Source organism: Pseudomonas sp. MIS38 (genome assembly GCF_019891575.1).
Lineage (GTDB): Bacteria > Pseudomonadota > Gammaproteobacteria > Pseudomonadales > Pseudomonadaceae > Aquipseudomonas > Aquipseudomonas putida_A.
In genome coordinates, this window is record NZ_JAFLXF010000001.1 from 282,165 (window position 1) to 293,739 (window position 11,575).

At 59.9% G+C, this 11,575-nt stretch carries 9 protein-coding genes; 7 read left to right on the forward strand and 2 right to left on the reverse strand.

Translation table 11 applies throughout. From position 1 onward, the window contains the following. The first annotated feature begins 207 nt into the window (after positions 1-207). From J1G18_RS01265 to ilvD, 6 genes are all read left to right on the forward strand, one after another. Positions 208-747, forward strand: coding sequence for a type 1 glutamine amidotransferase domain-containing protein (locus tag J1G18_RS01265; protein ID WP_103368025.1), 540 nt, complete (start codon positions 208-210; stop codon positions 745-747). Positions 748-997: 250 nt separating this feature from the next. Then, on the forward strand, positions 998-2,194 hold the full coding sequence (locus tag J1G18_RS01270) for a class I SAM-dependent rRNA methyltransferase (RefSeq protein WP_027610554.1): 1,197 nt from the start codon (positions 998-1,000) through the stop codon (positions 2,192-2,194). Positions 2,195-2,632: 438 nt separating this feature from the next. Next, entirely contained in the window at positions 2,633-3,706 is a 1,074-nt protein-coding gene (locus J1G18_RS01275; RefSeq protein ID WP_223006974.1) for a SagB family peptide dehydrogenase, read from the forward strand. After that, positions 3,703-4,680, forward strand: a complete 978-nt coding sequence (locus J1G18_RS01280) for a diiron oxygenase (RefSeq protein ID WP_135296773.1) — start codon at positions 3,703-3,705, stop codon at positions 4,678-4,680. Before J1G18_RS01275 ends, J1G18_RS01280 begins: the two co-directional genes overlap by 4 nt. Beyond that, positions 4,673-5,905, forward strand: a complete 1,233-nt coding sequence (locus tag J1G18_RS01285; RefSeq protein WP_223006975.1) for an MFS transporter — start codon at positions 4,673-4,675, stop codon at positions 5,903-5,905. Before J1G18_RS01280 ends, J1G18_RS01285 begins: the two co-directional genes overlap by 8 nt. 257 nt (positions 5,906-6,162) lie before the next feature. Then, a complete protein-coding gene (ilvD, locus tag J1G18_RS01290) occupies positions 6,163-8,004 on the forward strand; it encodes a dihydroxy-acid dehydratase (protein ID WP_086792292.1) in 1,842 nt (613 codons plus the stop codon). A 220-nt stretch (positions 8,005-8,224) separates the two neighbouring features. On the opposite strand, the gene J1G18_RS01295 is transcribed toward ilvD, so the two are convergent. Continuing rightward, a complete protein-coding gene (locus tag J1G18_RS01295) occupies positions 8,225-9,280 on the reverse strand; it encodes a haloacid dehalogenase-like hydrolase (RefSeq protein ID WP_223006976.1) in 1,056 nt (351 codons plus the stop codon). A gap of 241 nt (positions 9,281-9,521) precedes the next feature. On the opposite strand from J1G18_RS01295, the gene J1G18_RS01300 reads away from it, so the two are divergent. Then, positions 9,522-10,913, forward strand: a complete 1,392-nt coding sequence (locus J1G18_RS01300) for an L-cystine transporter (protein WP_096795779.1) — start codon at positions 9,522-9,524, stop codon at positions 10,911-10,913. A 104-nt stretch (positions 10,914-11,017) separates the two neighbouring features. On the opposite strand, the gene J1G18_RS01305 is transcribed toward J1G18_RS01300, so the two are convergent. After that, complete coding sequence (locus J1G18_RS01305; RefSeq protein ID WP_223006977.1) at positions 11,018-11,530, reverse strand: dihydrofolate reductase; 513 nt, start codon at positions 11,528-11,530, stop codon at positions 11,018-11,020. Positions 11,531-11,575: the final 45 nt, after the last annotated feature.

An 11,575-nucleotide genomic window follows, 5' to 3' on the forward strand; every position in this document is an offset into this window, starting at 1 on the left:
TTGAATCTGTTCGGTGGTCAGCTCTTGGGACATAAGTACACACTCTGGGACAGGCGGCGATTCTAACCTCTAAAAACCGCAGGACGACACACCAGTGGGCAATTGTCAGGAACTTTCATTCACGCTCAGGCTTCGGACTTTGTAAGGCCGACCGGACAATCAAGCACCGGCTCGGCGGTAATTTCCCGCAGACTCAGGAGCTTATCGATGGCTACTTCCCTCACTGGCAAACGCGTCGCCATTTTAGTAACAGACGGTTTCGAACAGGTCGAACTGACCGGGCCCAAGCAAGCACTGGAGCAGGCCGGCGCCCAGGTCGACATCCTTTCGGCCGAGGCCGGCAAGGTCAAAGGCTGGAACCACGACAAACCGGCGGATGACTTCAAGGTCGATCAGACCTTTCAAGGCGCCAGCAGCGAGCAGTACGACGCGATCGTCCTGCCGGGCGGCGTGCAGAACTCCGACACCATCCGCATCGACCAGGATGCCCAGCACCTGGTCAAGACCGGCGCCTCCGCCGGCAAACCGATCGCGGTGATCTGCCACGGCAGCTGGCTGCTGATTTCCGCCGGGCTGGTCAACGGCAAGACCCTGACCAGCTACAAGACGCTCAAGGATGACCTGGTCAATGCCGGGGCCAACTGGGTGGATAAAGAAGTGGTCAAGGACGGCCACCTGATCAGCAGCCGTCAGCCGGACGATATTCCAGCGTTCAACCGTGAGTTGATCGACGCGCTCTCTGCCTGATCTGTGGGCTTGTGAGTTTATGTGGTGAGGAGATTTATCCCCGATGGACAGCGCAGCTGTCCCAGATCGACTCACGCGGTCAGTCAGAAAACTGCGTTGGGGGTTTGCGGCTGCTGCGCAGCCGATCGGGGATAAATCCCCTCGCCACAGGTAATGTCTTCCACCGGCAATGACTTGCCACATGTCCACTCACCAGCCAATCAGGCCGAGCAACACGGTATACTCCCGCTCTTTTTTCCGGAGCGACGTCATGTCCCTGCCTAGCCTGCGCCTCAAAGCCAACGCCGACCGTCGCCTGCGCAACGGCCACTTGTGGGTCTACAGCAACGAAATCGATGTGGCCGCCACGCCACTGCACGGCTTCAAGGCCGGCGATCAGGCGATCCTCGAAGCCGCCGGCGGCAAGCCGCTGGGCATCGTCGCGATGAGCCCGAACAACCTGATCTGCGCTCGCCTGTTGTCGCGCGACATCAAGCTGCCTCTGGACAAGTCGCTGCTGGTACACCGCCTGAACGTGGCCCTGTCGCTGCGCGAGCGCCTGTTCGACAAACCGTTCTACCGCCTGGTCTACGGCGACTCCGACCTGCTGCCGGGTCTGGTGGTCGACCGTTTCGGCGACATCCTCGTGGTGCAGATCGCCTCGGCGACCATGGAAGCGCATAAAGATGACGTGATCGCTGCACTGACCCAAGTGCTCAAGCCAAGCGGCATCCTGTTCAAGAACGACTCCGCCGCCCGTGACGCCGAAGGCCTCAACCGCTACGTCGAAACCGTGTTCGGTCTGGTGCCGGAGTGGGTCGCGCTGGAAGAGAACGGCGTGAAGTTTGAAGCGCCGGTGATCGGCGGCCAGAAAACCGGCTGGTTCTACGACCACCGCATGAACCGCGCCCGCCTCGCCCCTTACGCCAAGGGCAAACGCGTCCTCGACCTCTATAGCTACATCGGTGGCTGGGGCGTGCAGGCTGCGGCGTTCGGTGCCAGCGAAGTGTTCTGCGTCGACGCGTCGGGCTTCGCCCTCGACGGCGTCGAGCGTAACGCCGCGCTGAACGGCTTCGCCGACAAGATGACCTGCATCGAAGGCGACGTCTTCGAAGCATTGAAGGAACTCAAGGCCAGCGAAGAACGTTTCGACGTGATCGTTGCCGACCCGCCAGCGTTCATCAAGCGCAAGAAAGACATGAAGAACGGTGAAGGCGCCTACCGTCGTCTGAACGAGCAAGCCATGCGCCTGCTGACCAAGGACGGCATTCTGGTCAGCGCTTCGTGCTCGATGCACCTGCCGGAAGACGATCTGCAGAACATCCTGCTGACCAGCGCCCGTCACCTGGACCGCAACATCCAGATGCTCGAGCGCGGTGGTCAGGGCCCGGACCACCCGGTACACCCGGCCATCGCCGAGACTCGCTACATCAAGAGCATCACCTGCCGCCTGCTGCCTAACAGCTGATCGGCCCATGAAACGGGGAGCCTGCGGGCTTCCCGTTGGCTTTACGGCGATGCAATGTCGTCGAATTTCTTCCTCTTTCCTACAACTAACTTCCTACATGCATGCAGGACATTTCCCTGCGCATTACATTTCAACATCTAATACTTACAAGTTTGCCCTTGCAGCACGCCCACTCCGACAAAATTAATAGAAATTTCCTACCCAAGTATCGCTTGCCAATAATTCATTACAACCTATTATTAAGTTGTCACCACGACGGTGACATTCACTCTCAATGAACAAGGAGTTCATACTTATGAAAGCAATTACTCTGGAAACCAACCAAATCGCAAACCTGGCCTTCCTGGTTGCGCCTAAAGCCCGCTAAGTGAGCCAGAACGCTGGGGAGTGCCGGCACCCCAGCGTTCTTCCGACCCGTTCCAGAGCGATGAACACAACATGCATATCAATCCCTATTTATTCATATTGCCGCGCACGCCCGGACAAATAGTCTGGAACTATAAAGACCACACTCAACATGAACTTGACCTGACTTACTCTTGTCGACTTGCACAACTTATCAACAACCCGGAACAGTTCGACAGACGCAACATCATAGACTCACAACTTCTGAACGCCGGAATATTAACCGTTGCAAAAATAGACAGCCCGCCATGGGGCTGGGATGAATTGTCGAAGATTTATCATATCGGCACCCAGAACATTCCCTGCGAACAGACACCCCAGAATATTCACGAGTGGTCCAGGCAATACCTGAACCATTGCAACGCGGTGCTGACTACACCGGCACCCGCGCAAGATCGGTCGACACCTCAAGACGAACCTCGAATCGCCCTGCCCGCCTCCGCGGCCCTGACCGTTGCCAGCTTGGGCAATGTCCTGCGCCTGAGAAAAACCTGCCGCTCTTTCACTGGCGCAGCGATCACCCTCAATGACGTCGGTACACTGCTGTACCTCTCGCTGGGCTTTCTTCGCCATCGCGACAATGACCGCGACGAGAGCATTGCCGAGGGCCTCGGCGCCCGCCGCAGCAGTCCTTCAGGTGGCGGGTTGAATGCCTGTGAAGGATTTCTTCTGGCACGCAATATCGAGGGCCTCGAACCGGGTGTCTACGCCTACCACCCGGCAGAACACGCACTCAGCCGGGTCAATCCTTTGCCCGACCCCGCGCTGGGTCATTTGCTGGCGGGTCAGCACTTCATCAATAACCTGCCACTGGGTCTGTTTATCACCGCTCGTTTCGACAAGCTCTGGTGGAAGTATGAACACTCACGCGCCTATCGCATGGCGTTTGTCGAGGCGGGTCATCTGTCGCAAACCTTTCAACTGGTGGCCACAGCGCTGGGCCTGGGAACGTGGCTGACCGGGGCATTCGCCGACCGCCAGGTCGAAGCCCTGCTCAAACTCGAAGGCAGCGCTGAACAACCGTTGTTCTTTGTCGGCTGCGGCGCCAGCGACGGTCAGGCGATGTGTCAGGAAGTGCGCGACCTGTTGCAGGAGACGCGCAAATGAGCGCATCAACCGTGGATCAGCCCGAAGCGCCAGAGTCCTGGGCGCTTCGATTCACCCTCGGCGACTGGAACAACCACGCTTCGGTACGCACCAGCCGGCACGACTACCAGTTGCCGGCAGACCTGCAGTTGCAACTGCAAACCCGCTTCTGGTTTCCGCCGGCATTCCTGCCGTATCTGTCCCACCCGGCGATCGAAGCCGCAGGCAGCAAGGTCATGCATCGGCTGGCTGCCAACCACCTGGTGCACTTTCTCGACTACACCACGCTGCTGGAACACCGCATCGTCAACCGCGCCGTGGAAACCATCGTCCACGGTGAGTTGCCCGCGCACATTCCGTCAAGGATGAAAACCGCCGCGCTGCAGCTCTATACCGACGAGGGTTATCACGCATTGTTCTCCCATCATCTGGCCGAACAGATCGCCGAACTGCATGGTTTCACCGGTCGTCAGCAGGTGCCGTTGCGCATCACCCGCCTGACCGGTCAGATCGCCCGAACACCGGAGAGCAAACGCCCGCTGGCATGGTTTCTGCTCGGCTTCGTCTCCGAAACCATCATTGCCCGGGAGTTGCTGGATGTGTGTCGGGAAACGCTGGTCAGCAGCGTGAACGACATGCTGCGCGACCACCTCGCTGATGAAGCGCGCCACAGCCGTTTTTTTTCCGAGGTCTTTCACTACCTCTGGTTGACCCTGAACAGCCGCCAGCGCGCCTTTGCGGCCAGAACCTTGCTGGAGACCCTGGCGACCTTCTTCGAAGTCGACGAGCAATGGCTGCACCAAAGCCTGCGCCGCGCCGGCATTGGCGAAGGTGCGATCAAGGAAATCCTCGACAGCCTGACCAACGAACAGGCCAGCCGCCAGCGTGCCCGATCCGGAGCGACGGCTACGCTTGCTGCACTCGAAAAAGCCGGATTCTTCGCGCTACCCAACAACCGCAAACTTTTCGCCAAGGCAGGACTGATCGATGCTTGAAGGAAGAACGGTGGTAACGACCCGACAACGACGCGGGGCGATCAGCCTGCTTTTGGCCATGGTGCTGCTGGGGGTGTTTCCGCTGGACGTCCTGCTGCCGTCGTTCCCGGCGCTGGCCGAACACTTCGCCAGCACTCCGACCGACATCGCCCTGTCGATCAGCCTGTTCGCGGTGGGCATCGCCTTTGCCCAACTGCTGATCGGGCCGTTGTCCGACGTCATCGGGCGCAAGGGGTTACTGCTCGCCGGCATGGCTGTCTCGATCCTCGGCGCCATCGGCTGCGTAATGACCAGTGACTACACGCTGTTCATGGCCTTTCGCATCGTGCAGGCCATCGGCTGTGGCTGTTTCGTCCTGTCACAGGCGCTGGTGCAGGATCTGTTCGAGGGCGCAGAGCGCGATCGCCTGCGGATCCTGATGGTGACCGCCACCGGGATCTTCATCTCCATATCACCGCTGGCCGGAACCTTCCTGCAGGCGACCCTGGGCTGGCGTGGCAGCTTCTGGCTGTTCATCGCACTGGCGGCGGTGGTGTTGCTCAAGGCCTGGCTGTTTCTGGACGGCGGTCGGCCAGTCGCCAAAGGCACACCGCTCAACTTCCTCAGCGCCTACCGGCGAGTGCTGGCGGATTTCGAGTTCGTCGGCTACTGGCTAATTTCGGCTTTCGCGTTCGCCTGCCACTTCTCGTTCATCGTCATTTCGCCGTTGATCTTCATGGATCAGTTGCAGCTGTCAGCCTACGACTTCTCGCTGATCCTGCTGATCTACGGTGCGGCGTATGTGACCGGCGGGATTGCCGCCACGCTGTTGAGCCGGCGCATCAGCTCTGCGCAACAGATCGTGGCCGGGTTGAGCCTGATTCTGCTGGCAGGGCTGGTGATGCTATTCCTGTCGCAGTACTTCGCACTCTCGCCCGTCACGGTATTGATCCCGATGCTGATCTGCACCGCCGGCACCACCATTGCACGCCCGGCCGCCACCTCACGCGCCATGGGCCTGTTCCCGGAGAACGCCGGTACTTCGGCCTCGGCCGGTAGCACGATCATCTTCATCTGCGGCGGGTTGATCAGTGCGCTGATCAGCCTGAGTCCAGGCAACCTGCAGGCCACTCTCGGCTACTGTTTTGTCCTGCTCAGTTGCATCGCGCTGGCGCTGAACAAGAGGATCAGCCATCGCGCCAGCGTCATCGAAAACGGCGCCGTCACGCCCTCTGGCAGCGATTGAGCCTGCCGGTCGTCATGCCATACGCACCGTCGGCACTGGAACAACGCTTTGCGCCATTCCCTCCAGACGCCAGCGGTGTAGAATCGGCTGATTCATCGCCATTCATCCCCCGGCGGGTTTATGAGCTCAGGCTGAGGCAAGCGGCGATCCCGCAAAGTCATCGGCAACATCCAGGACACACGGCCATTTCTGAGTGTTCCAGACGTCAATAGAAGCTCACTCCCTTTTGATACCTGATTAGCCGCCCGGAGTGCTCCATGCCAGATTACCGCTCGAAAACATCCACCCACGGCCGCAACATGGCCGGCGCCCGCGCACTGTGGCGCGCCACCGGGATGAAAGATGACGACTTCAAGAAGCCGATCATCGCCATTGCCAACTCCTTCACCCAGTTCGTGCCGGGCCACGTGCACCTCAAAGACCTCGGTCAACTGGTTGCCCGGGAAATCGAACGCGCCGGTGGCGTAGCGAAAGAATTCAACACCATCGCCGTGGATGACGGCATCGCCATGGGTCACGACGGCATGCTCTATTCGCTGCCGAGCCGCGAGATCATCGCCGACTCTGTCGAATACATGGTCAACGCCCACTGCGCCGACGCCATCGTCTGCATCTCCAACTGCGACAAGATCACCCCGGGCATGTTGATGGCCGCTCTGCGCCTGAACATTCCGGTGATCTTCGTTTCCGGCGGCCCGATGGAAGCCGGCAAGACCAAACTCGCTTCCCACGGCCTCGACCTCGTCGACGCCATGGTGATCGCCGCCGACTCCAGCGCTTCTGACGAGAAGGTTGCCGAGTACGAGCGCAGCGCCTGCCCGACCTGCGGTTCCTGCTCCGGCATGTTCACCGCCAACTCGATGAACTGCCTGACCGAAGCGCTGGGCCTGGCATTGCCGGGCAACGGTTCGACCCTCGCGACCCACAGCGACCGCGAGCAGCTGTTCCTTCAGGCCGGTCGCACCATCGTCGAACTGTGCAAGCGTTACTACGGCGAGAACGACGAGTCCGTGCTGCCGCGCAACATCGCCAACTTCAAGGCGTTCGAGAACGCGATGATGCTCGACATCGCCATGGGCGGTTCGACCAACACCATCCTGCACTTGCTGGCTGCGGCTCAGGAAGCCGAGATCGATTTCGACCTGCGCGACATCGACCGTCTCTCGCGCAGCGTGCCGCAACTGTGCAAAGTGGCGCCGAACATCCAGAAGTACCACATGGAAGACGTGCACCGCGCTGGCGGCATCTTCAGCATCCTCGGTTCGCTGGCACGCGGCGGTCTGCTGCACACCGACCTGCCGACCGTGCACAGCCGCAGCATGGAAGAAGCCATCGCCAAGTGGGACATCACCCAGACCGACGATGAAGCCGTGCACCACTTCTTCAAGGCCGGCCCGGCGGGCATCCCGACCCAGACCGCGTTCAGCCAGTCGACTCGTTGGGAAACCCTGGATGACGACCGAGAAAACGGCTGCATCCGCAGCTTCGAACACGCCTACTCGAAAGAAGGCGGCCTGGCCGTGCTGTACGGCAACATCGCTCTCGACGGTTGCGTGGTAAAAACCGCCGGCGTCGACGAGTCGATCCATGTCTTCGAAGGCAACGCGAAGATCTTTGAAAGCCAAGACAGCGCGGTGCGCGGCATCCTCGCCGACGAAGTGAAGGAAGGCGATATCGTCATCATTCGCTACGAAGGCCCGAAAGGCGGCCCGGGCATGCAGGAAATGCTCTACCCGACCTCGTACCTGAAGTCCAAAGGTCTGGGCAAAGCTTGTGCGTTGCTCACCGACGGTCGTTTCTCCGGCGGTACTTCCGGCTTGTCGATCGGCCACGCTTCGCCAGAGGCTGCGGCCGGTGGCGCGATCGGTCTGGTGCAGGACGGCGACAAAGTGCTGATCGACATCCCGAACCGCTCGATCAACCTGTTGGTCAGCGATGAAGAACTGGCTGCGCGCCGGGTCGAACAGGACAAGAAAGGCTGGAAACCGGTCGAGCAGCGTCCACGCAAAGTGACCACTGCGCTCAAGGCCTACGCCCTGCTGGCGACCAGCGCCGACAAGGGTGCGGTGCGTAACAAGGCGATGCTCGACGGGCTGTAAGCGTCAATCGCAAAAACAAAAATGCCCGGCCAAAGTGCGGGGCATTTTTTTGCCTGATCCAAAAACAATGAAGATCAAAACTGTGGGAGCGGGCTTGCTCGCGAAAGCGGTCTACCGGTCAAAAAATCTCCCGCCTGACACTCCCTCTTCGCGAGCAAGCCCGCTCCCACAAGGGACTGTCAGTGATTCTGGAATCTAAGTTCCAACAGGGATTGGGGGCTTACTGGATTTCTTCAGGCTTGACGATCACCCAGTTCTTGTCCGCCGTCACCGGCAATCCTTCCTTGGCCTGCGCCGCTGCGTGTTTGGCCATCATGCCGTTGAGCTGGGTCATGTATTTGTCCTTGCGGTTGACCCACAAGTGAATGCCGCCCTTGGCTACATCCACATCGTGGAACAGCATGTAGCCGTCGCTGCTCGGTGTGTCGCCGCCCACCAGTACCGGTTTTTTCCACTCATCAATGTAGGTCAAGATCGCCGCGTGTTTGCCGGCCATCCAGGTTGCCGGGGTCCACAGGTACGGCGTCAACTCCAGACCGAGGTTGGCCTTCTCGTCATATTTGCCGGCGGTGATCTGCTTGCGCGCGGTCGTCAGCTCGCCGGTTTCGCGGTTCTTCAGCAACATGGTCACGCCGATCACATTCTGCGGTTTGACGTTGTAACCGTACTTCGGATCGGCCGCGACCATGCGCACCAGTTCTTCGGAGGCGGCGGTCATCACGTAAACCTCGATGCCGTTCTCCATCAGCTTGTTGTACAGCTCGGCCTGGCCGGTGAAGACTTTCGGCGGCTGCACATCGATGTTCTTCACTACATCGCCTTCGTAGTAAGTGGCCGGCACCGGTTTGCCCGACGCCATCAGCTCATCGACGTAGCCCTTGAGTTCCTTGAGAGTGAAGCCGGAGAACACCTGCGCTACCCACGGGTAGCAGACCATGTCGTCGACTTCGCACAGGCGATAGTAGTAACTGAACAGGCTTTCCTTATGGTCGGCGGTGTCCTTGAACGGCATCAGTTTCAGGGAGGGATCGAGTTTGTCGCGGGTGATCAGGCCCTTGTTTTCCATGAACGGCAGCAACGACTCTTCGAGGTCGTAGCGGTAACTGGTGTTGTCCATGTCGAACACCGCGTAGTTACCCTTGTTGGCATTGGCGGCGATCATCGCGTCCAGTGCCTTGGCCTGATCCGCCGGCCAGTGCTTCAGGTCGGTGGCGAATGCGTGAGCGGCCAAGCCCAATCCAAGAACCACAGCGAGCATTTTCGGTGCGAACTTCATCGGCGTTTTCTCCCTGACTGAAAGACATCGACGCTAACAAATAAGTGTGACAGTCCTCGTCTGTCAGCGACCGCTTACGTCTCCTCAACGCCAGTTGCATTGCCGAGAGCGACAAGTGCTTATTCCAAAAACGACGGACAACCTGCGATTTCGGTATTAATTCATTGGAAATCAAACTGTTAGGCTTGCCGGTTCGCAGTTGCCCAAGAAGGCGACTGGCACAAGTCTTATCGGAGTCTTCATGAATCTGCCACTGATCCTCAATCTGCTGGTGTTCCTCGCCCTGCTCTTCGGTCTGGCGCAAACCCGCCACACGACGTGGAGCCTGGCGAAAAAAGTCCTGCTCGCGCTGGTACTCGGCGTAGCGTTCGGTGTTGCCCTGCACACCGTTTACGGTGCCGGCAACCCGGTACTGAAAGCTTCGATCGGCTGGTTCGATCTGGTCGGCAACGGTTACGTGCAGTTGCTGCAAATGATCGTGATCCCGCTGGTGTTCGCCTCGATCCTCAGTGCGGTCGCGCGTCTGCACAACGCCTCGTCGCTGGGCAAGATCAGCTTCCTGACCATCGGCACCCTGCTGTTCACCACCGCGATCGCGGCGCTGATCGGTATCGGCCTGACCAACCTGTTCGGCCTCACCGCCGAAGGCCTGGTCGCCGGCACGCAGGAAATGGCCCGCCTGCAAACCATCCAGACCGACTACGCCGGCAAGGTTGCCGACCTGAATGTGCCGCAGCTGCTGCTGTCGTTCATTCCGCAGAACCCGTTCGCCGACCTGGCCCGGGCCAAGCCGACTTCGATCATCAGCGTGGTGATCTTCGCTGCTTTCCTCGGTGTCGCGGCGCTGCAACTGCTCAAGGATGATGTCGAAAAAGGTCAGAAAGTGATCAACGCCATCGACACCCTGCAAGCCTGGGTGATGCGTCTGGTGCGTCTGGTGATGAAGCTGACCCCTTACGGCGTGCTGGCGCTGATGACCAAAGTGGTGGCCGGTTCCAACCTGCAGGACATCATCAAGCTCGGCAGTTTTGTCGTGGTCTCGTACCTCGGCCTGGGCCTGATGTTCGTAGTACACGGGCTGCTGGTGTCGGCCGCCGGGATCAACCCGCTGCGTTTCTTCCGAAAGATCTGGCCGGTGCTGACGTTCGCGTTCACCAGCCGCTCCAGTGCGGCGAGCATCCCGTTGAGCATCGAAGCGCAGACCCGTCGTCTGGGCATTCCGCAGTCGATCGCCAGTTTCGCCGCCTCGTTCGGTGCGACCATCGGCCAGAACGGTTGCGCCGGTCTGTACCCGGCGATGTTGGCGGTGATGGTTGCGCCAACCGTAGGCATCAACCCGCTGGATCCGCTGTGGATCGCGACACTGGTGGCGATTGTCACGCTGAGCTCGGCCGGTGTGGCCGGTGTTGGTGGCGGCGCGACGTTCGCGGCACTGATCGTGCTGCCGGCGATGGGCTTGCCGGTGTCACTGGTGGCGCTGCTGATTTCGGTTGAGCCGCTGATCGACATGGGTCGTACGGCGTTGAACGTGAGTGGTTCGATCACGGCCGGTGCGATTACCAGCCAAGTGATGCAGCAGACCGATAAAGCACTGCTGGATGCGGATGAGCATGCGGAGCTTGCTCAGGCTTAAATTCTTCTTTGCCTGACCTGCCCTCTTCGCGAGCAAGCCCGCTCCCACATTGGATCTGTGATCGACACAAATCCAATGTGGGAGCGGGCTTGCTCGCGAAGCTTTTAAGCTTTTTCCCAGACTTCGAAGTTGTAAGCGGGCTTGTCGCCCTCGGCCGGATTCGGCACGTTCGACACCAGCTTCCACTGGTTCAGGTCAAACTCCGGAAACCACGCATCTCCTTCCGGGCTCAGCGTCACTCGGGTCAGATACAAACGATCCGCCTGCGCCAGCCCTTGTGCATACAACTGCGCGCCGCCAATCAACATCAATTCATCGACACCCTGCGCTTTCGCCCATTCCTCGGCGCGCACCACTGCAGCTTCCAGCGACGGATACACTTCCGCCCCCTCCAGCAGCAGATCCGGCTGACGGCTGACCACGATGTTCAAGCGCCCCGGCAGCGGACGACCGAGGGAGTCCCAGGTCTTACGGCCCATGATGATCGGCTTGCCGAGGGTCGTGGCCTTGAAGTATTTGAAGTCCCCCGGCAGGTGCCAGGGCATGCTGTTGTCGACGCCGATCACGCGGTTTTCACCGAGGGCTGCGATCAGGCTGAGGGGGAGTGATTTAGTCATGCCGGCGAGGATACCAGAGCCTCGCTTGACCCGATAAGCGCCACA